25 protein-coding genes are annotated in these 23,853 nt (G+C 68.9%); 7 read left to right on the top strand and 18 right to left on the bottom strand.

Going from position 1 to position 23,853, the window contains the following annotated elements; all coding sequences use genetic code 11:
* Positions 1 to 4 precede the first annotated feature (4 nt).
* The 3 genes from F466_RS0102525 to F466_RS0102535 form a co-directional block, all read right to left on the bottom strand.
* The gene (locus F466_RS0102525; RefSeq protein ID WP_198004208.1) at positions 5 to 961 is read right to left on the bottom strand and encodes a LysM domain-containing protein; all 957 of its coding nucleotides are present in this window, start codon (positions 959 to 961) and stop codon (positions 5 to 7) included.
* 62 nt (positions 962 to 1,023) lie between these two features.
* The gene (locus F466_RS0102530) at positions 1,024 to 1,854 is read right to left on the bottom strand and encodes a PP2C family serine/threonine-protein phosphatase (protein WP_018139802.1); all 831 of its coding nucleotides are present in this window, start codon (positions 1,852 to 1,854) and stop codon (positions 1,024 to 1,026) included.
* 78 nt (positions 1,855 to 1,932) lie between these two features.
* Positions 1,933 to 2,883, bottom strand: coding sequence for a PDC sensor domain-containing protein (locus F466_RS0102535; protein ID WP_018139803.1), 951 nt, complete (start codon positions 2,881 to 2,883; stop codon positions 1,933 to 1,935).
* Between the two features lie 136 nt (positions 2,884 to 3,019).
* On the opposite strand from F466_RS0102535, the gene F466_RS0102540 reads away from it, so the two are divergent.
* Positions 3,020 to 3,523, top strand: coding sequence for a GNAT family N-acetyltransferase (locus F466_RS0102540; RefSeq protein ID WP_018175104.1), 504 nt, complete (start codon positions 3,020 to 3,022; stop codon positions 3,521 to 3,523).
* An 18-nt stretch (positions 3,524 to 3,541) separates the two neighbouring features.
* Here F466_RS0102540 and F466_RS0102545 read toward each other — a convergent pair whose 3' ends face one another.
* The 6 genes from F466_RS0102545 to F466_RS0102570 all read right to left on the bottom strand — a co-directional run bounded on the left by F466_RS0102545 (position 3,542) and on the right by F466_RS0102570 (position 8,785).
* A complete protein-coding gene (locus F466_RS0102545) occupies positions 3,542 to 3,754 on the bottom strand; it encodes a hypothetical protein (protein WP_018175105.1) in 213 nt (70 codons plus the stop codon).
* A 114-nt stretch (positions 3,755 to 3,868) separates the two neighbouring features.
* Positions 3,869 to 4,873, bottom strand: a complete 1,005-nt coding sequence (gene hypE, locus F466_RS0102550) for a hydrogenase expression/formation protein HypE (protein ID WP_018993385.1) — start codon at positions 4,871 to 4,873, stop codon at positions 3,869 to 3,871.
* Positions 4,870 to 5,958, bottom strand: coding sequence for a hydrogenase formation protein HypD (gene hypD / locus F466_RS0102555; RefSeq protein ID WP_018175107.1), 1,089 nt, complete (start codon positions 5,956 to 5,958; stop codon positions 4,870 to 4,872). The genes hypE and hypD overlap by 4 nt, the downstream gene beginning before the upstream one ends.
* Positions 5,955 to 6,209 carry a HypC/HybG/HupF family hydrogenase formation chaperone gene (locus tag F466_RS0102560; protein ID WP_018139808.1) on the bottom strand — a complete coding sequence of 85 codons (255 nt, stop codon included), beginning with the start codon at positions 6,207 to 6,209 and terminating at the stop codon, positions 5,955 to 5,957. Before F466_RS0102560 ends, hypD begins: the two co-directional genes overlap by 4 nt.
* A 3-nt stretch (positions 6,210 to 6,212) precedes the next feature.
* The gene (gene hypF, locus F466_RS0102565; protein ID WP_018993386.1) at positions 6,213 to 8,528 is read right to left on the bottom strand and encodes a carbamoyltransferase HypF; all 2,316 of its coding nucleotides are present in this window, start codon (positions 8,526 to 8,528) and stop codon (positions 6,213 to 6,215) included.
* Positions 8,525 to 8,785 (bottom strand): hydrogenase maturation nickel metallochaperone HypA, encoded by a 261-nt coding sequence (locus F466_RS0102570; protein ID WP_018139810.1) that lies wholly within the window; start codon positions 8,783 to 8,785, stop codon positions 8,525 to 8,527. Before F466_RS0102570 ends, hypF begins: the two co-directional genes overlap by 4 nt.
* A gap of 331 nt (positions 8,786 to 9,116) precedes the next feature.
* Here F466_RS0102570 and F466_RS0102575 point away from each other — a divergent pair, with 331 nt between their 5' ends.
* The 5 genes from F466_RS0102575 to F466_RS0102595 all read left to right on the top strand — a co-directional run bounded on the left by F466_RS0102575 (position 9,117) and on the right by F466_RS0102595 (position 14,127).
* Positions 9,117 to 9,434: a hypothetical protein gene (locus F466_RS0102575; protein WP_018139811.1), complete on the top strand. Its 318-nt coding sequence runs from the start codon at positions 9,117 to 9,119 to the stop codon at positions 9,432 to 9,434.
* Between the two features lie 209 nt (positions 9,435 to 9,643).
* A complete protein-coding gene (locus F466_RS0102580; RefSeq protein ID WP_018139812.1) occupies positions 9,644 to 10,546 on the top strand; it encodes a DMT family transporter in 903 nt (300 codons plus the stop codon).
* A gap of 175 nt (positions 10,547 to 10,721) precedes the next feature.
* Positions 10,722 to 12,071: an NADP-specific glutamate dehydrogenase gene (gdhA, locus tag F466_RS0102585; protein WP_018175114.1), complete on the top strand. Its 1,350-nt coding sequence runs from the start codon at positions 10,722 to 10,724 to the stop codon at positions 12,069 to 12,071.
* A 270-nt stretch (positions 12,072 to 12,341) separates the two neighbouring features.
* On the top strand, positions 12,342 to 12,758 hold the full coding sequence (locus F466_RS0102590; RefSeq protein ID WP_018175115.1) for a CBS domain-containing protein: 417 nt from the start codon (positions 12,342 to 12,344) through the stop codon (positions 12,756 to 12,758).
* A 358-nt stretch (positions 12,759 to 13,116) separates the two neighbouring features.
* Positions 13,117 to 14,127: an MBL fold metallo-hydrolase gene (locus F466_RS0102595; protein WP_018993387.1), complete on the top strand. Its 1,011-nt coding sequence runs from the start codon at positions 13,117 to 13,119 to the stop codon at positions 14,125 to 14,127.
* Between the two features lie 120 nt (positions 14,128 to 14,247).
* On the opposite strand, the gene F466_RS0102600 is transcribed toward F466_RS0102595, so the two are convergent.
* Genes F466_RS0102600 through F466_RS0102625 form a run of 6 tightly spaced genes read right to left on the bottom strand, consistent with a single transcriptional unit; the run spans position 14,248 to position 19,290 of the window.
* Positions 14,248 to 14,754 (bottom strand): hydrogenase maturation protease, encoded by a 507-nt coding sequence (locus F466_RS0102600; protein ID WP_018993388.1) that lies wholly within the window; start codon positions 14,752 to 14,754, stop codon positions 14,248 to 14,250.
* 8 nt (positions 14,755 to 14,762) lie between these two features.
* Positions 14,763 to 16,061: a Ni/Fe hydrogenase subunit alpha gene (locus tag F466_RS0102605; RefSeq protein WP_018993389.1), complete on the bottom strand. Its 1,299-nt coding sequence runs from the start codon at positions 16,059 to 16,061 to the stop codon at positions 14,763 to 14,765.
* Entirely contained in the window at positions 16,058 to 16,846 is a 789-nt protein-coding gene (locus F466_RS0102610) for an oxidoreductase (protein WP_018993390.1), read from the bottom strand. Before F466_RS0102610 ends, F466_RS0102605 begins: the two co-directional genes overlap by 4 nt.
* A complete protein-coding gene (locus tag F466_RS0102615; protein ID WP_018993391.1) occupies positions 16,843 to 17,718 on the bottom strand; it encodes an FAD/NAD(P)-binding protein in 876 nt (291 codons plus the stop codon). The genes F466_RS0102610 and F466_RS0102615 overlap by 4 nt, the downstream gene beginning before the upstream one ends.
* Positions 17,708 to 18,181, bottom strand: a complete 474-nt coding sequence (locus F466_RS0102620; RefSeq protein WP_018993392.1) for a cyclic nucleotide-binding domain-containing protein — start codon at positions 18,179 to 18,181, stop codon at positions 17,708 to 17,710. The genes F466_RS0102615 and F466_RS0102620 overlap by 11 nt, the downstream gene beginning before the upstream one ends.
* A complete protein-coding gene (locus F466_RS0102625; RefSeq protein ID WP_018649166.1) occupies positions 18,178 to 19,290 on the bottom strand; it encodes a sulfite reductase subunit A in 1,113 nt (370 codons plus the stop codon). Before F466_RS0102625 ends, F466_RS0102620 begins: the two co-directional genes overlap by 4 nt.
* 159 nt (positions 19,291 to 19,449) lie before the next feature.
* Here F466_RS0102625 and F466_RS0102630 point away from each other — a divergent pair, with 159 nt between their 5' ends.
* On the top strand, positions 19,450 to 20,445 hold the full coding sequence (locus F466_RS0102630) for a 2-hydroxyacid dehydrogenase (RefSeq protein WP_018139822.1): 996 nt from the start codon (positions 19,450 to 19,452) through the stop codon (positions 20,443 to 20,445).
* Positions 20,446 to 20,507: 62 nt separating this feature from the next.
* Here the strand turns inward: F466_RS0102630 and F466_RS0102635 are convergent, their stop codons facing one another.
* Genes F466_RS0102635 through F466_RS0102645 form a run of 3 tightly spaced genes read right to left on the bottom strand, consistent with a single transcriptional unit; the run spans position 20,508 to position 23,799 of the window.
* Complete coding sequence (locus tag F466_RS0102635; protein WP_018175119.1) at positions 20,508 to 21,467, bottom strand: MBL fold metallo-hydrolase; 960 nt, start codon at positions 21,465 to 21,467, stop codon at positions 20,508 to 20,510.
* 11 nt (positions 21,468 to 21,478) lie between these two features.
* Positions 21,479 to 22,831: a chromate efflux transporter gene (gene chrA, locus F466_RS0102640; RefSeq protein ID WP_018175120.1), complete on the bottom strand. Its 1,353-nt coding sequence runs from the start codon at positions 22,829 to 22,831 to the stop codon at positions 21,479 to 21,481.
* Positions 22,828 to 23,799: a chromate resistance protein ChrB domain-containing protein gene (locus F466_RS0102645; RefSeq protein ID WP_018993393.1), complete on the bottom strand. Its 972-nt coding sequence runs from the start codon at positions 23,797 to 23,799 to the stop codon at positions 22,828 to 22,830. Before F466_RS0102645 ends, chrA begins: the two co-directional genes overlap by 4 nt.
* Positions 23,800 to 23,853: the final 54 nt, after the last annotated feature.

The raw sequence follows: 23,853 nt of genomic DNA on the forward strand, positions 1-23,853 counted from the left end.
TGGCTCAGGAAGCGCCTTCTTCCGAGCGTCCCAGACGCTCCAGGCGGCGCTGCAGTTCCAGGGCCCGCAAGCGGTATCCGCGAGCGGCCTCGAACTCGGGGTCCAGCTCCAGCGCCTTGTCCCAAAGGGCAATCGCCTCGTCCAGGTCCTGGTTGCGATAACGCTGGATGGCGGCCGAATGCAGCTCGTCCTTGCGCTGTTCGCGCAGTTCCTCGCGCGCCTCCCGGGCCTTGGCGCGCCCGGAGTCGGCCTCCAACGCCCGGTCGTAGGCGGCCAGCGCGGCCTCGGGGTCACCCGCATCCCGCGCCGCGTGCCCGTGCCGCTCCCAGTAGCGGCCGTCCACCGTGCGTTCCAGCTCGTCGAGTCGTTGCCCCCGAAGGCCATTGCCGGCCTGTGCACGCGCCTGTCGCACCCCGTCGCGCGCCTCTTCGTAACGCCCCGCCTCCAGGTCGGCCTCGATCGCGCGCAGGTAGGCCTCTTCGTCGTCCTGTCCGCCTAGGGCGGTCAGCTGGTCTTCGAGTCCCTCCGCATTGGCGGCCGGTACCTCGCGCGCGGCGCTCTGCGGTATGCGCAGGCGCTGGCCGGCCAGTAGCCGCGACGGGCGCTCGATGTCGTTGTAACGCGCGAGGACCAGGAAGCGGTTGGCATCACCCAGGTACTGCCGGGCCAGCTGGCCCAGTGTCTCGCCCGGCTCGACAGTGTGCGTGAAGTAGGCCGAGCCCAGTTCCTCGCGCGGGTCCGCATCCAGCTGCGCGCGCAGGCTGCGCGCGACCCGGTGCCCGGGCTCGCCCTTCAGGAATCGGTCCAGGGCCGGGGCTGCCCGTTCGATGTCCCCCTCTTGCAGGGCCTCGATGATCTGCGCGATGGTCAGGTCCTCCGCTGGCGCGGGGCCTTCTGCAGCGGCCTCTTCTGACACCTCGGGCGCCTCGGTGGCCGGTTCATCTCCTTCGACTCCCAGCATTGCACAGCCGGTCAGCAGGGCGACGAGGGGCAATGCTGCCCCGACAGCAAGACGCGTCATGTTCAGTCCAGAGGCCAGAAGAGGATTGCAAGGACGGCGAGCAGGAGCAGGGCCCCCAGCAGTAGCGGCCGGATGGCGGCACGCAGGTGGCGCCGAGCCGGGGTGGTCATGGCCTGTGCACGCCAGGCGGCGATGGCCACATTGTCGCCATGCACGCCGCCGCGCTGTGCCGCGCGGGCGGCCGTCTGCGTACAGGCGGCCTGAAGATCCGGCTGACTCATCCATTGAGCACTTTCCTCGGGGTCCAGCTGTTCCCAGTACCCATCGGAGCACAGCAGGAAGCGGCTATCGGGCGTTAGCGAGGCCTCGCCATGTTTCACCCGGATCGGATCGACCACGCCCAGGGCCTGCAGGAGCTGGTTCTGTTCCGGGTGGGTTGCCATGTCTTCTTCGCGGATCTCGCCGGCATCCGCCAGCGCCTGCACCCGCGTGTGGTCCCGCGTGCGGGCGATCAGGCGCTCCCCCTCGAAGTGATACAGACGGCTGTCGCCGCAGTGGGCCCACCAGGCCCGCTCCGGCCCGACATACAGCGCCACCAGCGTGGTCCCGGATTGTTCGCCGGGTGCCGCGCCGGGGTTGTGCAGGGCGGCCTGGGCCTCGCGAAAGAGGCGCTCCAGGAGTGCCGCCGGGTCCTCCGGGCGACCGTCGCAGTCGTGCCACAGGCGCTCGGCGGTGGCGATGGCCATCCGGGCTGCCTGAGCGCCGTCCGCGTGCCCGCCCATGCCGTCCGCGACGACCAGCAACGCGCACCGGGTATTCGGGCAGGTCCATACACCGGCTGCGTCCTGCTGCTCGCGCCGCCCGCCGATTTCCTTGGCTACCGCGGTCTCCATCCCCTGTTGTCCCCGCACCTGGCTCCGAGACCATCATGGCCCAGGCGACGGGTCGCTGTCAGCGCGAGAGGGCGTTTCCTACCCGGTGGCGCCGATCCAGAAGTCGATGGAGCGGCCGAGGAAGTCGTCCCAGGTCATGTAGTGGGAGCCGTCGCAGGAGAAAGTCAGGCTGACCATGCCGTTGAACAGGTTCACCGAGGCCGAGCGCAGGTAGATGGTCTCGTCGGCAAAGCGCAGGGCCTTGAGCCCTTCGAGCACGCGGCCCACGGACTCTTTCGGGATCAGCGCTTCCTCCGGGTAAGGCTCGTGGGGAAAGGCGAGGCAGACATCGGGGTCGGCCAGGGATTCATGGGTCAGGATGCGGTAGCGGTAGGGGTCCTCCGTAGTCCAGAGCGTCGCCCGCGAGCTGGAGAAGTGGAACACGCCCTGGAATACGCCGCGCTCGGTGAACAGCTCTTCCAGGATGGCCAGCGCGGTGTCGATGTGCTGGTCCATCAGGCTCTCGGTGCGGCTCTGCAGGAACAGGGTACCGCGGATGGACGGGTCGCCCTTGATCTGGCGCCACTCGTTCGGTTCCTCGTAGAGATCCTCCGACAGATCCGGCAGGTTGCGCAGGTCGAAATCCGCGCCGAGGAACCCGAGAGCCGTGCCGTTCTCGTCGCGCACCAGCTGTAGCGAGGTGAGCGAAGGGCGGCGTCCGAGCAGGCTGATGTAGGCCTCCGACAGCAGGAAGCCCTCGGCTGGCACCGCCTCCTTCATGTAGGGGCGCTGCGAGCGGTCGCGACCGAAGTGCTCCGGCAGCACGCCGCTGCGCGAGATGTTGTCGGATAGCTGGATGCCCTCGGTGTTCAGGGCATAGACAAACGTGGCTTCCGGGATCTGCCGGATCGCCTCTTCCAGGATCGAATCCAGTGCCTCGCGTCGCGGCCAGGCCTTGCTTATACGGGCTGCGATTTCGGCCAGCGGCTCCTGTAGCCGGGCTTCCAGATATTCGCGCTGGTGCTCGATGGCTTTTTTCAGTTCCGTCATGGTGCGCTGTCGTCTCTTTTCGGTGCGGCGTGATTATCTCTGATCGAACATGTCGCTGTCGTGAAGCCCTCGGCATGGGGCACTCCTGACCCCTCTCGTGGTCCCAGCATGAACCGTGCCGAATAAGGGGTGTCCGATGGCCGCCAGCGTTGTCCAGAGTTCGGGCCTGCGCCCCGCCTGCCGTGAGGACCTGGGGGCGATCAATCAGCTGGTCGCCGAGGCGATCGAGGACTGGCCCTTGCCGGAGCGGGTACGCCGGCTGGCACTGCCGGCCTATCGCTACACCGAGGCCGATCTGATGTTCCTGGACGCCGTCGTGCGGGAGGAGGCCGGACAGGTGGTCGGTGTGGCGACCTGGGAATCGGTAGGTGCCCGCGACCTGCCCGAGGGCGTGACGGCGGGTCTGTTGCTGCACGGCCTGTACGTGGCCCGCACCGCCCGTGGTACGGGTGTCGGACGGCAACTGGTAGTGGCCTGCCAGGAGGCCGCCCGCGCTGCGGATGTAGACGGGGTGCTGGTCAAGGCGCAGACGTCGGCGGCCGGCTTTTTCGCCCGGGTCGGCTTCCAGTCGGTGCCGGTACGCGACCGGGACCGGGACTTCGAGCAGCGCTACTGGTGGCCGCTCGAAGCCGGCGCATGAACGCGCGGGGCGCCTGGATCAGTCCTGGCGGTTGTCACGGCTTCGGCGGCGCAGCCACCAGCCGACAATGCCCCCGCCGACCATAGCGAGCAATACCAGTCCTGCCACATGTTCCGGGGCGCTCAGGTAGTGCAGCAGAGAGAAGCCGTCGCCATGGCCGTGCCCCGGGTGGGCGAGGGCGGGGCTGCTGGCGAGCGCGAGGAATGCGGGAATCAACGGGCGCATCGACATCGTGGGTTTCTCCTGACTGAACCGTGAGTTTCACCATAACGTCCGGCGGGCGCCGCCGTCATGCCCGTCATCCCGTGTCTCTGTCAGACTCCATCGGGCGGTTTCAGTGGTCCCTCAGCAGATGCGGGGCAACTGCTCGCCGGCTGGCAGGATCACCCGGCGTTCCACGCCGGTCGCGAGGCGTCGGATGACCGCGGGCTCGCCCGCCTCGGCCTGGCCGATGGCGACGGCACCGGCCGTCTCCGGTCGTGATCGCAGTACGCTCAGGGCGTGTTCGGCCGCGGGTTCCGGCACGGCGGCCAGGAAGCGGCCCTCCGAGGCGCTGTGCAGCGGGTCCAGCCCGAGGATCTCGCAGGCCCCGCGCACGTCCTCGCGCACCGGGATGGCTGCGTCGTCCAGCACCAGGCGGCAGCCGGAGGCGTCCGCCAGTTCCTGCAGCGCAGCCACTGTGCCGCCGCGGGTGGGGTCGCGCAGGGCATGCACGGGCACGTCGGCTGCCAGCAGCGCGGCCACTGCCCCGGCGACCGGGGCGCTGTCGCTGGGGATCGGCGGGTCCAGCCCCAGACCCTCGCGCGCGGCCAGGATGGCGACGCCATGCCGGCCCAGATCGCCGCTGGCCAGCAGCACGTCTCCCGGCCGTATCGCATCCGGTGCGATCCGCACCCCCTCCGGCACGACGCCCACGCCACTGGTGTTGAGATAGGCCCCGTCGCCGCGTCCGGCCTCGACTACCTTGGTGTCGCCGGCCATCACCTGCACACCACATTCTTCGGCAGCCGCGCTTACGGAGGCGAGGATGCGCCGCAGATCCTCCACTGGGAGCCCCTCCTCGAGGACCAGGCCCAGCGTCAGCCACAGCGGCCGCGCCCCGGCCATCGCCAGGTCGTTGACCGTGCCGTGTACCGCGAGGCGGCCGATGTCGCCACCGGGGAAGAACAGCGGCCGCACCACGAAGCTGTCGGTGGTTAGGGCCAGGCGTCCGCCCGGTGCGTCGAGCACGGCCGCATCGGGGGCCCCGCGGGCCGGGCTGCCCAGCGCCGGCAGGATCACCTCGTCCAGCAGCTTCGCCTGCAGCCGGCCCCCGCCCCCATGCGCGAGGCGGACCACCTCCGTGGTCATGCCCCGCCCCGGTAGTGCAGGTAGGCGGCACAGGCCCCCTCGGAGGACACCATCGGCGCGCCCAGCGGGGTGTCCGGGGTGCACGCGCGGCCGAAGGCGGGGCAATCGGTCGGTCGGCGCAGCCCGCGCAGCACCTCGCCGGCGATGCAGGGCCCGTCCGCCCCGGTCGCGGGGGCCGCGATCCCGAAACGCGCGACGGCATCGAAGCGGGCGTAGGCCGGGCGCAGGCCCAGCCCGCTGGTGGGCAGGCGGCCCATGCCGCGCCACTCGCGTTCCACCGGCTCGAATACGCGGGCGACCGCATCGCGGGCGGCCGCGTTGCCGTCATCGCGGGCGGCCCGGTCGTAGCGGTTCTCGACCCGGGCCTCGTCGCGTTCCAGCTGCTCCACACAGGCCCGGATCCCGGCCAGCAGGTCCACCGGCTCGAAGCCCGTCACCACGATGGGCACCCGGAAACGTTCGGCCATCGCCTGATAGGCCGCGGCCCCCTCCACGGTGCAGACATGCCCGGCGGCCAGAAAGCCCTGGATGCGGTGGGCCGGGTCCGTCAGCAGGGCCTCCATCGCCGGCGGCACCAGCGAGTGCGAGACCAGCAGCGACAGGTTGGACAGCCCCAGGGCCTCGGCCTGCAGTACCGTGATCGCGGCGGCCGGGGCGGTGGTCTCGAAGCCCACCGCCAGCAGCACCACCTCGCGCTGCGGGTGTTCGCGCGCCAGGGCGACCGCATCCAGCGGCGAGTAGATCACGCGCACGTCCCCGCCGGCCGCGCGCGCGGCGTTCAGGTCGCCCAGCGCACCGGGCACGCGCAGCATATCGCCGAAGGTGCACAGCATCACCTCCCGGCGGCGGGTCAGCAGTACGGCCTGGTCCAGGGTCTCGGTCGGGGTCACGCAGACCGGGCAGCCGGGCCCGTGGAGCAGCTCGACCGAGCCCGCCAGCAGGTCGTCCAGCCCGTGGCGCAGGATCGCGTGGGTCTGGCCGCCGCAGACCTCCATCAGCGTCCAGCGCCGGGTGCAGGCCGCGCGGATCGCCTCCGCCTGCTGCAGGATCAGCGCCGGGTCGCGGTATTCGTCCAGGTGCCTCACGGGCCCTCCGGGGTGGGCGGCTCGTGTTCGGGGATCGCGCGCAGCGCGGCCAGGGTGCGTTCGGCCGCGGCCTCGTCGATGGTGGCGATCGCGATGCCGGCATGCACCAGCACGTAGTCGCCGGGCCCGGCCTCCGGGGTGCAGGCGAGCGACACCGTGCGCGCAACCCCGCCGAATCGGACCTGCGCCTGGCGGAACAGCGGGTCGTCGCCCTCCACCGCGTCGATAAGGCCGGGGATCGCAAGGCACATGGGTCAGTCTCCTCCTTCCGGTCGGGCCGGGTGTGCGGCGTGGCGCGCGACCACCGCCTGGCCCAGCGCCAGTCCACCATCGTTGGGCGGAACGGCCTGTGGCCACAGCGGGTGAAAGCCGGCGTCCCGCAGGGCCGCCACGCAGCATTGCAGCAGGTGCCGATTCTGGAAGCATCCGCCGGTCAATGCCACGGTCTCGCGCCCGCCCGCCCGTGCGGCGGCGACCGCGAACCGCGCCAGCGCGACATGCAGCTGCGCGGCGATCCCCCCGGGGGATGCACCGGCCGCCTGCGCCGCCAGCAGGGCGGCGATCAGCGGGCCCCAGTCCGCCTGCCAGGGCATCGCGTTATCCAGCACCAGATCCGGGGCATCCGCTGCTCTCGGTGAGGCCTCCGCCGCCTGCTGCACGAGCATCGCGGCCTGCCCCTCGAAGCCGGCACCGGTGCGCAGCCCGGTCAGGGCCGCCACCGCATCGAACAGCCGCCCGACGCTGCTGGTCCAGGGCGCATTGACCCCGCGATCCAGGGCGCGGAGCAGGGGTGCCCACTCGGCATCGCTAAACAGCGCCCGGACCGGGCTGGCCGCCAGGGCCGCCGTATCGCCCGCGAAGTGCGCATGCAGCAGCCCGAGCAGCGCGCGTCGCGGCTCGCGGATCGCGGCCTCGCTCCCCGGCAGGCGGAACGGGCGCAGGTGACCCAGACGCTGCCAGTCGCCATCGGCGCCCACGGTCAGGCACTCGCCCCCCCAGAGCGTCCCGTCGGCACCCAGCCCCGCGCCGTCCCAGATCAGCGCCAGAGCCGGGGCCTGCACCCCGTGCTCGGCCAGGCAGGCCGCGGCATGGGCGTGGTGGTGCTGCACGGGGAAGACCGGCACGCCCGTGCCCTCGGCGAGCGTGGTGGAGGCATAGTCCGGGTGCCGGTCGCAGGCGATGCGTTCGATCTGCACGCCGCAGAGCCCGGCCAGCGCGCGGGCCTCGCTGTCGAGGCGGCGCAGGGCCGCATCGCTGTCGAGGTCGCCGACATGGGCGCCGACCACGGCCTCGCGGTCCAGGGCCAGCGCCGGTGCCGCCTTCAGGTGGCCGCCCAGCGCCAGCGTGACCGGGCCGGGCTGCGGCAGCGGGATGCGCAGGGGCAGGGCTCCCCGTCCCAGGCGCAGGCACTGCGGCTGCCCGGCCGCGATCTGGAACACGCTGTCGTCCAGCGGCCGCGCAATCGGCCGGTCGTGGTCGAGGATGGCATCCGCGATCACGCCCAGCCGGGCCACCGCTTCCTCGCCGTCGATACAAAGCGGCTCGCCACTGCGGTTGCCGGAGGTGCAGACCAGCGGGATCGCGAGCGCGTCCAGCAGCATCTGGTGCAGAGGCGTGGCCGCCCGCATCAGCCCGAGGCGGTTCAGCCCCGGGGCGATGTTCCCGGCCAGCGGCGCGCCAATCTTGCGATCCACCAGCACGATCGGGGCCTCCGGGCTGTCCAGCAGTGCCCGTTCCGCTTCGGATGCATGGGCCAGACGGTCCAGCCAGCCGCCATCCGGCAGCAGCACCGCCAGCGGCTTTTCCGGGCGCTGCTTGCGCGCGCGCAGGCGGGCAACCGCGGACTCGCGGGTGGCGTCCGTCAGCAGCTGGAATCCGCCCGGGGCCTTCAGGGCCAGAATCTGCCCCTCTCGCAGGGTGGCCACGGCGGCATCCAGTGCCGCATCACCGGTGGCCTGTTCGGTACCGTCCGGCGCGCGCTGCACGAGCCGCGGCCCGCAGTCCGGGCAGGCCATCGCCTCGGCATGGAAGCGCCGATCCCCCGGGTTCTCGAACTCCGCCCGACAGGCCGGGCACAGCGGGAAGTCAGCCAGGGTGGTGTGGACACGATCCCAGGGCAGCGCGGTCGTGATGCTCCAGCGCGGGCCGCAGGCAGTGCAGGCGATGAACGGATAGCGGTAGCGCCGCGATCCCGGATCGCGGATCTCGGCCAGGCAGTCAGGGCAGGGGGCACGGTCCGGGGCCAGGGCGGGGGCACCGCCCCGGTTCGGCCCCGCGGTGACCCGGAAACTGGCCGCGCCAGTCGGGATTACGGGGCTGACAGAGATGCCATCGATCCGCGCGGCCACCGGCGCCTCCTGCACCAGTGCCGTACGAAACGCATCCAGGCTGGCCGCGTCCCCCTCGGCCTCGATCACCACGCCCGCGGGCGTGTTGCCGACCGTCCCGGTCAGCGCCAGGCGTTTTGCCAGCGCCGCGACGAATGGCCGGAATCCCACGCCCTGCACCCGGCCGGTGACGACCAGGCGCCAGTGCTCCCGCGCCGGGGTGCGTGTCGTGGCCGTGTTCACGCCACGTCCAGGCTCCGCAGCAGGATCTGTTGCGCCTCGGGGTGGGTCTCGTCATCCGAGGTCTCTACCTCCAGCTCGGCGCCCTCGGCCAGCGTGCCGCGGGTGCCATCCTCGAAGTGCTCGCGGAAGTGCTCCGGCGTGATGTGCGACAGCGCGCCCAGCCACACCCGCACCCGGGTCACCCGCTCGGCGTTATTGTCCGCCGCCACATGCTCGATCTTGCGCATCAGGTCGGCCATCAACGAAAACTCGTGCATCTCGACTCCTTGGGAAACACGGATTAATGGACACACTCGCGCTCGAGTCGCTTTTGCGTGCGAACAAGGCGCGGTGACTGCTGTGCAGTCATTCTGCACAAGGGAACCGCAACAGTGTGTCCATTAATCAGTGTTTCCCTTGGGTTCGGTGCGCCAGCGCAGTCGGTGTCAACCTCAAGCTTCCTCCAACCCGGGGGTGCGCTCAACCGCACAGGCGCGGATGTTTTCCGGGACTGAATTTTCGCTGTCCCGTATGGCGTCTCTGGTGCGCCTGCCCGTCGTGCGCGAGGCTGTGCATCCAGGTCACAGACCCCTTCCGCCGGAGACGCCCATGCACATCCACCTCGATACCCCGGACCTGATGACCCGCGTGCGCCTCGAATCCCGCTGGCGCTCGGCCGGGGCCACGGTCACCAGTGGCGATGGGGCCGAGCGCCCCGATCTGGTGGTGGTCGACCTGGCGACCCGCGACGTGGACACCGTGGCCAACTGGCGCGAACGCTGTCCCGATGCCTCCATCCTGGCCTTTGGCCCCCACGTCGAAGGCGCGATGCTGAAGGCCGCGCGCCAGGCGGGAGCCGACGCGGTCGTGGTGAGAGGCAAGGTCGCCGACCGCGTGAGCCAGCGGATCGAGGAAGCCATGTCGTAGCCGCCTCATGCCCCGCCAGCAGAGCAGCCAAAGGCCTGGCAGGGTACCGTGGTTCTGGACGCGCCCTTCAGGGCACGTATCCTGCAGGGGCTCCAAGCGGGATGCCGGCGCCTTCCCAGCCAGCGGACGGGCAGGTTGCCCGAGAACCTCGGCCTTGTTCCGTCCCCGATGACGGCCCGTTGCATACAACGAAACAAAGGGAGCTATTGATGGGCCTGGGTGTGGGACTGGTGGTGCTGGCGGCCTTCTTCTGGGGGCTGTCCGGCGGGATTGGCGGCATCCTCATGGCCGAGGGATGGGATGCCTTTGTGGTCTCGTTCTACCGCGGGGCCATTGGTCTCTTGTTTGTGCTGGTGTGGCTGGCCTGGCGCCCGGGTGGCAGCGGGCTGGGGAGTGGCCGGATGTGGTTCTGGTCGGCCGTGGCCGGTCTGGGCGTGGCCGGTAACTTCGCGTTCTACTTTCTCAGCATCGCGCATGGCAGTGTGGCGGTTGCCGCCACGCTGATGTACTGCGCCCCGGTGTTTGTCTACATCATCTCTTTCGCTCTGAAGCTGGAAACCCCCACCACGCTCAAGCTGGTGGCCATCGCGATGGTCATGGTCGGCATCGTCCTGCTCACCCAGATCTACGACACCGGAGCCGGCGGCGTGACGCTCATCGGTGCCGGTGCCGGCCTGCTGGCGGGCCTGTCCTACGCGATCTTCATTTTTGGCTTCAAGTACGCGGGCCAGCATGGCAGCCCGCAGGCGATCCTTACGATTGCCTTCGGCGTGCTGGTGATCCTGCTGATGCTGCCGGGCGACAACACGCAGATGGCCGCAGTCCTGACTACCACGGACTGGCCGCTGTTCGCCGCGCTGGGCGTGTTTGGAGCGGGCCTGTCGTTCGCGTTCTACATTAACGGGCTCCGGACGACCGCGCCCGCCGTGGCCTCTATCGTGGCGATGATCGAGCCGGTCACCGCCACGCTGTTCGGGGTCGTGATCCTGCACGAAAGCCTGGCAATCGTTCAGATCATCGGGATGGCCCTCATCCTCGTCACGGTCACCGCCCTCAGCGTCTCCTCCCGCGCGACCCCGCCCGCGCCCGAACGGGACCGCGTCTCGGAGTGAGTCCGCTTCCGCGCCCCAGGGGCGCCTCCAGGGTTCCCGCAGACGCCCATCGGCCCGAGAGTCGGTCAAGCGGGTGGCGCGACAGCCGCGCAGCCCCGGCATGGGGCGGTCGGGATTGTTTTCCTGCTGCTCCGCGCCTAAATTCGCGTGAATCTGACCATCAGGATACGACCCAATGAACGGAAGTCTCGACGAGAAGCTTGAACCCATTTATCAGGAAGTCCTGCACCGCAACCCGGGCGAGACGGAGTTCCACCAGTCGGTACACGGCGTGCTGGATACGCTGGGCCCGGTCCTGGTGAAGTACCCGGAATTCGCCGAGCTGAAGATCATTCAGCGGATCTGCGAGCCCGAGCGCCAGATCATCTTTCGTGTCCCCTGGCAGGACGACCGCGGCGAGCTGCACATCAATCGTGCGTTCCGCGTGCAGTTCAACAGTGCCCTGGGGCCGTACAAGGGAGGCATTCGTTTTCACCCGTCGGTATACCTGGGGATCATCAAGTTTCTGGGCTTCTCGCAGGTGTTCAAGAATGCCCTGTCCGGACTGCCGATCGGTGGCGGCAAGGGTGGCAGCGACTTCGATCCCAAGGGCCGCTCCGACGCGGAGATCATGCGCTTTTGCCAGAGCCTGATGACCGAGATGTACCGCCACCTGGGCGAATACACAGACGTCCCCGCGGGCGACATCGGTGTGGGCCAGCGCGAGGTTGGCTACATGTTCGGGCAGTACAAGCGCCTGACCAACCGCTTCGAGTCCGGCGTATTCACCGGCAAGGGTCTGGACTGGGGCGGCAGCCGTGCTCGCACCGAGGCCACCGGCTACGGGGCCGTATTCTTCACCGAGGACATGCTCAAGGCCCGCAATGACTCGCTGGACGGCAAACGCATGGTGATCTCCGGGGCCGGCAACGTGGCCATCTATGCGACCCAGAAGGCCCAGCAACTGGGCGCCCGGGTGGTTGCCTGTTCCGACTCGCGTGGGGTGCTGCTCGATGAGAACGGTCTGGACCTGGAGCTGGTCCGCCAGATCAAGGAACGCGAGCGTGGCCCGATCAGTGCTTATGCCGAGCGCAAGAAGAGCGCGAAGTACACCGAGAACGGCTGTATCTGGGATATCCCCTGCGAAGTGGCCCTGCCCTGTGCCACGCAGAACGAACTGACCGGCAAGAATGCCAAGACGCTGGTCGAGAACGGCTGCATTGCGGTGGCCGAGGGCGCCAACATGCCGGTCACGCCGGAGGGCATCCAGACCTTCCGCGAGGCCGGAATCGCCTTCGGGCCCGGCAAGGCGGCCAACGCCGGCGGTGTGGCCACCAGCGCCCTGGAGATGCAGCAAAACGCCAGCCGGGATTCGTGGACCTTCGAACACACCGAGGCCCGCCTGCAGGAGATCATGTCCAACATCCACCGGACCTGCCACGAGACGGCCGAGGAGTACGGCGCACCCGGCAACTACACGGTGGGTGCCAACATCGCCGGTTTCGTCAAGGTGGCGCGCGCCATGGAGGCGCTGGGTCACATCTGAGCCAGGGAATGCCAGTACCGCCCGGGGCTTCACGCCGCGGAGTCCTGGTGCGGTCGTGAGGGGTGCGCCGAGCCGTCCGAGCGGGCACGCGCGATTAATTCAGTGTCTCCCCCGGGTCCGTCCTCGGTCGAATGGCTGTGGGCTTCTCAATCGACCTCGTCGTTCGGAGCCCATTCCTCCGCTTCGCCCGAATGATGAAATTATTCGCCTGGCCAGTGCCCTAAGCCTTGGCTATACAAGAGTAATTACTCATACAGCGAGGTCAGGGCCATGGACATCAAATCAGCCATGCACCGCGGAGTGGAGTGGTGCGCTCCGGATACGTCCATCATCGAAATCGCAAAGCTCCTGCGCGAGAAGGATATTGGCGCAGTCCCGATTGGCGAGAACGATCGCCTGATCGGCATGCTGACCGATCGTGACATCGTCTGCCGTGGCATCGCCGAGGGCAAAGAGATGGCGTCCCTAACGGCGCGTGATGTCATGACAGCGGGGATCATCTACTGCTTCGAGGACGATGACCTCGAACACGCCGTACACCTTATGGAAGAGCGCCAGATCCGCCGTCTGCCGGTTATGAACAAGGACAAGCGGATGGTGGGCATGCTGTCCCTCGGAGACATTTCCCACTCGGCCACCCACGAGCTTTGCGGCGAGTTTGCGGCTGCGGTTTCCGCACACCATTAGGGAAACCTGGGGTGCCAACCCCACAAGCCATTGCCAGCAGGCGCCCGGCCGCCCGTTGTTGACGAAAACGGGCGCGCCCGATGCTGCGGTTCCGTTGTGCTGGCGGATCCTCTTGGGCTACCGCCTGCCAGGCCCGTGAGCCCGGGTCCGGCCTCTCGTTCGCAGGGCATCGTGGAGCCCCATTGCAACGCCGAAACCGCGCCTCCAAGCGCCTGAACGTCGTCGTGGCTGTGCATTCTCGTCCCCGTTCAGCCGGTTGCCGAACTCCAACCCCGGTTCGTCCGGTTAGCGGTTCCTGCGACACTGGAGCAAAAGGCCCCGAAGGCCATGTCGGGGCCATTCGCGAGGGGGTTCGCTGGTGACGCCACTGTTCCACCCCCATCTGGTCAACGGACCCTGCGGCGACCCGGCGCTCTATATCGACTGCCTGTTCCAGCGCCGCGCGCTGTTGTTCGACCTTGGCGAGATGAGTCGCCTGCCTCCGCGCCGGGTCCTGCGCCTGTCGGACGTGTTCGTCTCGCATGTCCATATGGACCATTTCATCGGCTTCGACACCCTGTTACGGCTGCTACTGGGCCGCGATGCGCACCTGCGGCTGTACGGACCGCCGGGTCTGATCGAACGTGCCGGCCACCACCTGCAGGGTTACACCTGGAATCTGCTGCACCACTTCGCGACCGAACTGGTGTTCGAGGTAACCGAGTTCGGCGCCGATGGTCGCCATGCCCGCGCACGGTTTCGTTCCGGCGATAGCTTTCGCCGCGAGGACGCCACTCCGCCGGCACCCGACGATGGCGTACTGCTCGACGAACCCGGCTTCCGCATCCGTGCGGTGCACCTGGATCACGGCATCCCCTGTCTCGGTTTTGTGCTGGAGGAGAAGACCCACATCAACGTCTGGCGCAACCGACTCGAGGCCCTCGGCCTGCCGACCGGTCCGTGGCTCGCGCACCTGAAGCGCCTGGTGCGGGAGCAGGCGGCGGACGACACCCTGGTGGAGGTCGCCTGGCACGACCGCCACGGCGAGCATCGGCGCGAACTCCCGCTCGGGCGCCTGCGCCGGGAGGTACTGCAAGAGACTCGCGGGCAGAAGATCGCCTACGTGACCGATGTCGCCTTCCACGAGGCCAACCGCCGCGCCATTGTGGAACTGGCCCGGGACGCGGACCTGTTCTACATCGAGGCCCCGTTCCTCCACGCCGCGGGACAGCGTGCCGCCACCACGGCCCACCTGACCGCGCGTCAGGCGGGTCAGCTGGCCCGCGAGGCCGGTGCGCGGCGGGTCATCCCGTTCCACTTCTCCCCTCGCCACAGCGGCGATGAATCCCTGCTGGAGGCCGAAATCCTCGCCGCGTTCGAGGGACGCTGACAGTGCTTCGGGCTCCAGACTGTCGCCGGCGGGTCACCTTGACCCGCCATTTGGCCACCATAGCCGGCCCTCCAAGGTCCTGAGCGGTCTCCATATCGCGTCTTTCGCCAGCACGTTCAATCAGTTCGAGTGCTGTGACCCTGCTCTGTTGGTGCACGGAGGTTGCCCGTGCACGGCCGCCGCGAGGTCGTCGGTGATTCGGGAGACGGCTGAGGCAATGGACTCGCGGACCTCGTGCGAGAGATCGGCGGCGTCCTTGAGGCACGTCGGTTCGATGCCGTGGACGATGAGGGTGTCCGGCAGCTCGCCCAGGGAGCGGGCCAGTTCGACGGCCTCGGCGAGGCCGATGCCGTGGGAGGAGTAGCGGGCGCCGCGCGGCAGCGGCTCGCGGGCGTCCAGGCGGTGGAGTGTGCCGGGGGCGGCGCCGGTGACGATGGCGTCCACGAGGATCACCGGATCATGGCCCTGCCACAGCTCCATCAGTTCGGCGGGTTCGCCGTGGCTTTTCGCGGTGGCGAGGCCCGGGGTGTCGACCAGCGCGTCCACCACCGCGTGGCCGATGCCGTCGTCGCCGCGCCAGGGGTTGCCGATGCCGATGACCAGCGGCCCCTTGTGCGCGCGATCCATGCCTGCGCTCACTGGCGCTCGACGGTGAGGTCGAGGAAGTGGGTGGCGCAGGAGATGCAGGGGTCGTAGTTGCGGATGGCGACCTCGCAGTGGTGGCGCAGTTCGTCGTCCGGCAGGTGGAGGTGGGTCTGCACCAGTTCGCGCAGGTCGGCCTCGATGGTGGGCTGGTTGACCGAGGTGGGCGGGACGATCTTGGCGTCGGTGATGATGCCTGTGTCGTCGATGCTGTAGCGGTGGTAGCAGATGCCGCGCGGGGCCTCGGTGGCGCCGAAACCGGTGCCGGCACGCGGGGTGACCGGCCGCGCGGGTTCGGCCGGTGCGCCCCGGTAGCCGTCGACCAGGCGCAGGGCCTCCTCGAAGGCGAGCAAGATCTCGATCATGCGCACCTGGATGCTGCGGAACGGGTTGCGGCAGGCCGCGCCCAGCCCGGCGCGTTCGGCCAGTTCGGCGGCGCGCGGGGTGAGGCGCTCGCGGTTCAGCGCGAAGCGCGCCAGCGGACCCATGAACACCGGTTCGCCGCTGTCGGAGCGGTGGCTGTGCAGGGCGTTGGAGTGGGCGACGTGTTCCTCGGTGAAGACGTTGTCGTAGTCGCGGATGGCGGCGTCCAGACCGCTGCCGGAGCCGAGGCGGCCATGGGTGATCGGGTATTCGTCCGGGTGCACCAGCGACACGAACTCGTAGTCGCGCTCCAGGTTCGGGTAGTCGAGGGTGGCGAGGAATTCGGCCACCTCGCAGGCAGCCTCCAGGCCCCAGGCCAGCTCCTCGCGCAGCCCGGCGACCTCGGCGGGCGTTGGCGTGCGATAGAAGCCGCCGACGCGCAGGTTGACCGGGTGGATCTCGCGCCCGCCCAGCAGGCGCAGGATGGCGTTGCCGGTCTTCTTGATGCGCAGGCCGTTGCGCACCATGTCCGGGTGGTCCTTCGCGGCGGTGACCGCGTCGGGATAGCCGAGGAAGTCCGGCAGGTGGAGCATGAACACGTGCAGGGCGTGGCTCTCGATCCATTCGCCGCAGTAGGCCAGCCGGCGCAGGTCCTGCAGCACGCCGTCCACGGTCACGCCGCAGACGTCCTCCATCGCCAGCGAGGCGCCCAGCTGGTAGGCGATCGGGCAGATGCCGCAGATGCGCGCGGTGATGTCTGGGGCCTCGCGGAAGTCGCGCCCGCGCAGGAAGCCCTCGAAGAAGCGCGGGGCCTCGAAGATCGACAGCTTCACCTCCTCCACGCGGTCGCCCTCGGTGCGCACGTACATCGCGCCCTCGCCCTCCACGCGGGCGAGGTAGTCGACTTCGATGGTGCGGGTCTCGCTCATGGTCCGTTTCCTGATTCTTCGCGCTCGCTCTCCTCGCGGAAGGCGTCGGCGCCGGCATTGAAGGTGCGGTAGAAGCGCACGCGGGTGGCGCGGTCCATGCCGAGCTGCTCCAGCTGCCCGGACAGGCCGGGCGCGTTGGGCGTCTCCTTGGGGCCGAAGCAGCCGTAGCAGCCGCGGTGACAGCCGGGGCACAGCGCGCCGCAACCGGCGTGGGTGACCGGGCCGAGGCACGGCGTGCCGTGGGCGACCATCACGCAGACCTGCCCCGCCCGCTTGCACTCCTCGCAGACGCTGGCGCTGGAGACCTGCGGGCGACGGCCGTAGAGGAACGCGCTGATGACCTCCAGCAGCTGGTACTTGTCGATCGGGCAGCCGCGCAGTTCGAAGTCCACCGGCACGTGCTGGCTGATCGCATCCGAGGTGGCCAGGGTCTCGATGTATTCCGGGTGGGCGTAGACCTGGCGGGTAAATTCCTCGACGTCCGCGAAATTGCGCAGGGCCTGGATGCCGCCGGTGGTGGCGCAGGCGCCGATGGTCACCAGGAACTTCGAGGCTCGGCGGATCTCGCGGATCTCCTTGGCCGCCTCCGGCGTGGTGATCGAGCCCTCCACCAGCGTCAGGTCCCAGGGCCCGTCGATGCGAGTGCGCGTGGCCTCGGGAAAGTGTGCGAGCTGAATCCGGTCGGTCACCGCCAGCAGCTCGTCCTCGCAGTCGAGCAGCGAGAGTTGGCAGCCATCGCAGGAGGCGAACTTGAACACCGCGAGGGTAGGCTGTTCCCGTCTCATAGCTCGCGTATCCGGAAGGCCGGCTCCATCACCGGGTAGGGAAACACGGGTCCGTCGCGGCAGACGAACTGCGACCCGATCTGGCAGTGCCCGCAAAAGCCCACCGCACAGCGCATGTTGCGCTCCATGGAGACAAAGATGTCTCCCGGCTTCAGCCCGCGGCGCTCCAGCGCGGCGGCGGCGAAGCGCATCATCACCTCCGGGCCGCAGGTCATCGCCAGCGTGTTGCGGCGGTCGAAGCCGCCGCGATCAACGAGCTGGGTGACCACGCCAACATCGCCGCGCCATGCGGCGGTGCCGCGGTCTACGGTAATGCGCAGGTCGAGATCGTCGCGCGCGCCCCAGGCCTCCAGCTCGTCACGAAAGATCATGTCCCCGGGCGAGCGGGCGCCGTAGCAGATCACCATATGGCCGAAGTCGTCGCGCCGTTCCAGCGCCGCATGGATCACCGGGCGTAGCGGGGCCAGACCGATGCCGCCGGCCACCAGCACCAGGTCGCGGCCTCGGGCCTGCTCCACCGGCCACGCGGTACCGAACGGGCCGCGCAGGCCGACCACCGCGCCAGGCCCCAGATCCTGCATCGTGCGGGTCACGCTGCCCACCGCGCGGGTGGTGTGCACGATGCCGCCGTCCGCGGTGATCGCGGACACCGAGATCGGCACCTCGCCCACGCCGAACAGGTAGAGCATGTTGAACTGCCCGGGGGTCGGCAGCGGCCCCGGCTCCACCCCCGGTTCGGGGTACAGCGTCCAGCTGAACACCTCGTTGCTGGCGACATCCGGCCGCACCGAACGGATGCGCCAGGGCTGCGGCGCCATCGCCTGTTCCGGCAGGGCGCTGTCGGTGCGGGGCTGCAGGGTCTCAGGTGCCATGCCCGGGCCCTCCGTGGCTGTAGATGTCCAGCGCCTGCAATCGCGCGGCCTGCAGCCGCTGCACGATCAGCGCGGAGAAGTGTTTCATCAGCATGTAGCCGAAGGCCGGATCGGCCTCCATGTGTTCGCGCAGCACGCCGGCATCAAAGCGCAGGGTATGCAGCTCGGTCAGGGCGCGGGCGTCGTAACTGGCACGATACGGCGGCAGCAGCCACGACCAGCCGAGGATGTCCCCGGGCCCCAGGGTCTGAAAGGTCACGCAGCCTTCGCGCAGCGGGCTCTCCAGCGCGACCTGGCCCTCGCGGATCAGCCAGAAGGTCTCCGTCGGCTCGTGGTCGCGCATCAGCCGCGTGTCCGCCGGGTAGCTGAGCTTCGCGGCGCAGGCCGCCAGCAGGCGCAGATGCTTCGGGTCGAAGTCCTCGAAGAACGGCTGGTCTTCGAGGATGGCCAGCAGTTCCTTCATGGCGAGTCCCCCGCATCACGGCGCACCGCGGTCACCTCCTCGGTGATGTCGATCCCCACCGGGCACCAGGTGATGCAGCGTCCGCAGCCGACGCAGCCGGAAGTGCCGAACTGGTCGTGCCAGGTGGCCAGCTTGTGGGTGATCCACTGGCGGTAGCGCGCGGCCACCGAGTCGCGGTGCGGCCCGCCGACCAGGTGCGAGTGCTCCTGGTTGAAACAGGAATCCCAGCGCCGCACGCGCTCGGTGCGCTGGCCCTCCAGATCGGGCACCTCCTCGACCTGCGAGCAGAAGCAGGTGGGGCAGACCAGCGTACAGTTGGAGCAGGACAGGCAGCGCTCGGCCGTCTCCTCCCAGCGCGGGTGCTCGAAGGCCCGGTTCAGCACCTCGCGCGCGTCGCCCGGCATCTGCCGGCCCATCTTGTCTGGGGCCTCGGCCCAGACGCGTTCGGCCGCCGCCTGTTCGGCAGCGCTGGCGGGGCGCGGTTCCAGCCGCTCGAACATCGCGCGTCCCGCCTCGCTCCCGGCCTCGACGACCAGGAAGTGCGTGGCGCCGTCGATCACCTCGGTCAGGGCCAGGTCGAAGCCCTCCCGCGCGCGCGGCCCGGTGTCCATCGAGGCGCAGAAGCAGGTGCCGCCGGGCTCGGCGCAGTGGGCCGCGACCATGAACACGTCCCGACGCCGCGCCGCATAGCCGCGATCCTGCACCACCTGGCCGAGGAACACCCGGTCCTGCACGCCGATCGCCGCCAGCTCGCAGGCACGCATGCCGATGAACGCGCGCCGGGGCGGTGCCGGCTCGCCCGGCTCGGTCACGAAGCTGCCGTCCGGCTGACGGGTCAGCCGGAACAGGGTCTCCTCGGGCGGGAACAGGTGCTTCTTCCAGGAGTGCGGCCCGACCACGTAGCCGAACAGGGCCGCGTCGTCACGCGCGCGCAGGCGGTAGTGGCCGGGGGCGTGCTCGTCGGTCCAGCCCGCCGGCAGGTCGTCGAGACCGTGCACGCGATCGTAGACGATCGCCCCGTCGCGCCGCGTCGGACCCACCACCTCGTAGCCGTCGCCGGCCAGCAGGCGGATCAGCGTATCCACGACTTGTGGTGCGATCACGTGCATGGGTCATCCTCGAACGCTCGCCGCAACCTGCATCGACCTTCGTTCGATGGGCGACCGTGGCTGAAATTATAGTGCGCCAACCCTGGATCGTGATCCATCCCGAAGGGGCCCCTTCCCGGTTATGCTGGGACGGAATCCAGACAACACCCGGGAGAACCGATGAAGGTCGCCGTCTTTAGTATCCAGCAGCATGATCGCGAGTCCCTGGTACCCGCTCTGGTGTCCGCCGGAATGGTGCCGGTGGTGTACGCCGAGCGCCTGACTGCGGAGACGGTGCACCTGGCGCGGGGCGCGGATGCGGTCTGCGTGTTCACCAACGACGACCTGCACCGGCGGGTGATCGACGGGCTGGCGGACCAGGGTGTCCATGTGGTGGCGCTGCGCTGCTCCGGCTACGACAACCTGGATGTCGCGCGGGCCCGCGAGCGCGGGGTGCGCGTGGGGCGGGTGCCGGCCTACTCGCCGAACGCGATCGCGGAGCATGCGGTCGCCCTGCTGATGACCCTGAACCGTCAGGTGCACCGGGCCTGGGACCGGACTCGGCGCGGCGATTTTCGCCTTGACCACCTGACAGGCTTCGATCTCGTCGGGCGCACCGTGGGGGTGGTCGGCACTGGACGCATCGGCCAGGCCTTCGCGCGGATCATGCTCGGCTTTGGCTGCCGCGTCCTCGCGCACGACCCCTACCCGAATGCGGAACTGCAGGCGGCGGGGGTGGAGTATCGGGACCTGGATACGCTGCTGGCCGAGTCCTGGGTGCTGAGCCTGAGCTGTCCGATGACGCCGGAGAACCGGCACATGATCAATGCCGACACCCTGGCGCGGATGCCGCGCGGGGCCTTTCTGATCAATACCGCGCGCGGGGCGCTGGTGGATACCAATGCCGCCGAGGTCGCGCTGGACTCGGGTCAGCTGGGCGGATTTGCGCTGGACGTCTACGAGGCCGAGGCGGGGCTGTTCTTCCACGACTGGTCGCTGGCCGGTCTGCCGGACCGGCGTCTGGCGCGGCTGATGCAGCGCGACGATGTGCTGGTCACCGGCCACCAGGCATTCCTGACCCACGAGGCGCTTACCAACATCGCCGACACCACCGTGGCCAACCTGACCACCCTGCACCGGGATCCGGACGCGCAGCCCGAAGGCCGCGTCGTCTGATTCGACTGCGGCTCGCCCCGGGATTCACAAACACCCCGGGGCGAGTCGACTTCCACGCTTTTCTAGAACAAGGCGCTTTCGGCCTCTTGGTAGGCCAGATTCGCGTTGCGTGGCGCCAGGTCGTCGAAATCGGCCAGGTCCTGCCAGGGCGAAGCATCGAAGGAGCGGATGGCCGATTGCATGTCGGTGCCCATGTCCGCCGCCTCAAACATGTGGTCCCACAGCGCGCGCAGGTAATCGTGGGTTGCGTGGTCGAAGGTCGACAGTGCGCCCGGTTTCCCGTGGCCCGGGATGAATTTCGCATCTGCGTACTCATCCTGCAGGAGTTCGTAGGCCTCCAGCCAGCCCTCCATGCTGCCGTCGGGCAGGATGGCCAGCAGACGGCCGCCGTAGAGAACGTCGCCGGCAAACACGACGTTGTCGGGCTCGACCACCGCGATCAGGCTGCCGTGGGTGTGTGCGCTGCCCACATGACGAACCGTCAGCGTGACACCGCCCAGGTCCAGTTCCTCGCGATCTTCGACCATCACGTTCGGTGGTTCGGGATGTTCGGCGGAGCCTTCCGGTCGATCGAGCGCGTTCTCGAGCTGCATGGCGAACATCGAGGCGCTGCCCTGCATGCGGTCGATGGCCTCGGGAGCGGCCAGGATGTCGGCTCCCGCCTCGCGGAAGACGTCATTGCCCATGAAGCGGTGCGGCTGTGAGTTGGTGTTGATCATGTAGCGCACCGGCTTGTCCGTCGTGGCGCGGATATGCTCCAGCATCTCTTTGGCCATCTCCGGGGTATGGCCGGAATCGATCACGGCCACAGCATCTTCGCCGACCACGTAGCCGAGGTTCATACGAAACCCCTGGTTCTCGGTGTCCGGCCCGCCGTACGGCCCGATCCAGGCATGGGCATGATCCGAGACGGCCTCGGGTTCTGGCAGGATCGGGGTCTCGCTGGCCGCAAGAGCCGGACCCAGCGCGAATGCCGCCAGGGCCAGGACCGACAGGCCCCCTTTTCGTCCTTGTTTCAGCATGTCAGGTACTCCTAGAGCAGAAGCTGATACCCCGCACCGAGGGCGGCACAGACAGCGATCAGCGGGATGATCCCGACCCGAAAGCGGGCAAGGGCGATAAAGGCAGCGATGCCCAGCAGCGCGGAGAACCATTCGAAGGCCCCCTCGAATCCGTCCGGCCACAAGACGTGCCAGGTAAAGAAGACCGCGAGATTGACGATCACCCCGACCACCGCAGCGGTGATGCCCGTCAGCGGCCCGGTAAAGTGCAGGTCCCCGCGGGTGCGCTCGACCAGCGGTGCGCCGACCAGGATGAACAGGAACGACGGCAGGAAGGTAAAGAAGGTCGCGACCAGCGCACCCAGCAGGGCGGCCAGAACGACTTGATCCGGCCCGAGAAAGGCCTGCGTCCAGCCACCGATGAAGCCAACAAAGGTGACCACCATGATGAGCGGCCCGGGCGTGCCCTCGCCCAGCGCGATCCCGTCGATCATCTGCGTCGGGCTCAGCCAGCCATAGGTCTCCACCCCGCCCTGATAGACATAGGGCAGTACCGCATACGCCCCGCCGAAGGTGACCAGCGCGGTCTGGGTAAAGAACTGCCCCATTCGGGTCAGCGTGGCGTCCCAGCCGAACACCGCGAGCAACGCGCCGAATACGGCGGCCCACAGGCCCAGACCCACCACCAGAAATCGGACGACCCGCAGCCAGCGAAACTGCATCCAGGGGGCGGGCGGCGTGTCGTCGTCCACCACCGCCGGGCCGCGGGCCTCGTGGGCGCCCTCACCGTGGGATTCGCCGCCACGAAAGCGCTCCGGCCACACACGGCTGCCCAGCCAGCCGAGGATGCCGGCGGCAATGATGATGTACGGAAACGGGATATTGAGCGCGAAGATGGCCAGGAAGGCCGCGATCGCCATCAACCACAGCAGGCCATTGTTGAGTACCCGTCCGCCGATGCGCCAGCCCGCGTAGACGATGATCGCGACCACCGCCGGCTTGATGCCATAGAACACGGCCTCCACCGCCGGTACATCGCCAAAGGCCAGGTACACCCAGGACAAACCGATCATCAGGAACAGCGAAGGCAGGATAAACAGCAGCCCGGCCATCAGGCCGCCGAAGGTGCCGTGCAGCAGCCAGCCGAGATAGGTCGCCAGCTGCTGCGCCTCGGGCCCCGGCAGCACCATCGTGTAGTTCAGCGCATGCAGAAAGCGGTTCTCGGAGACCCAGCGTCGGCGCTCCACCAGTTCCTCGTGCATCATCCCGATCTGCCCGGCGGCACCGCCAAAACTGATGAAGCCGAGCTTCAGCCAGTAGCGAAAGGCCTCGGCCCGAGTGGGCGGGTCGGGTCGTTGTGTCGAGGAGTGTCGGGGATCGGTCATCTGGGGTCGCGTCCGGATTGTTGCTCAAAGGCCTGGCGGAGGTCGTGCAGCACCGGTGTTACCCGGGCCAGCAGGGCATCGTCGTCCGTGCACTGCTGTTTGGCCCCGGTCAGGATGCTTTCGAAGCCCGCCGCCTCGGGGATGGGGCGGCCCCCGACATCCAGGAAATGCACCATCTCGGCGAGCCCGGCCAGACCGCTGTCGCGCTCCAGGCCGAAGGCGGCCAGCAGTACCTCGAACGTGACGCGGTCGCCGACGTGGGTGAAGGCGGCCCCGTCGAAGTCGAAGCCCAGGGCCTCGGTCGGGCAGTCGGCCGGGGTGGGAATCCAGACGAAGCGGGCTTCCGGGTCGATGAATTCGCGGATCAGCCAGGCACTGGCGACCCGGTCCACCCACATGGCCGCGCGCGTGGCCCACAGCCGGCCCCGGTAGTCCGCCAAGTCCAGCCGGGGGATTCCGGAATCCGGTGCGGGTGAAGGTTCGTCCGGCGAAAGCATCGACTGGGCCGCGGATTCGAGCCGGGCCAGCTGGGCCTCCAGTGGCCCGCGTCCGGGGCCCGGGAAGTAGTCCGTGTGGCGCAGCTGCTCCGCCTCGCGATGGACCTGGCGCAGGCGCTTGAGCAGTTCGGCCTCGCCCAGCCCAGGCAGCTGGCCCAGGAGGGTTTCGGCGCTGGTCTGCAGCGTGCGGTACTCGGCCTCGCGGTCGAACAGGCTGCGGTAATGCGCCTGCTCCTCGGCGCTGGCCGCCACCGGCAGGTGGTAGGCCTGGTTGCCCGCCGCCCGGGCGGATTCCGCCAGTTCCAGCAGAGCGTCGCGCAGATCCGAGCGATTGGGCAGCAAGTAGACCCCGTCGCGCAGCGTAGCGGCGCCCAGCGCCTTCAGCGCGCGCCAGAGCCGAACCCGGGTCGAGTTCTGCCCACTCTGAAAGGCGAGGATGAGCAGTTGCCAGTCGGTATCCGGAAAATCCATGTTACAGGTATAGCAGTAACGTAACGTCCGTTACAACCAATGGCTTCCGGGCAC

This window comes from Thioalkalivibrio sp. ALgr1 (assembly GCF_000378285.1).
Classification (GTDB): domain Bacteria; phylum Pseudomonadota; class Gammaproteobacteria; order Ectothiorhodospirales; family Ectothiorhodospiraceae; genus Thioalkalivibrio.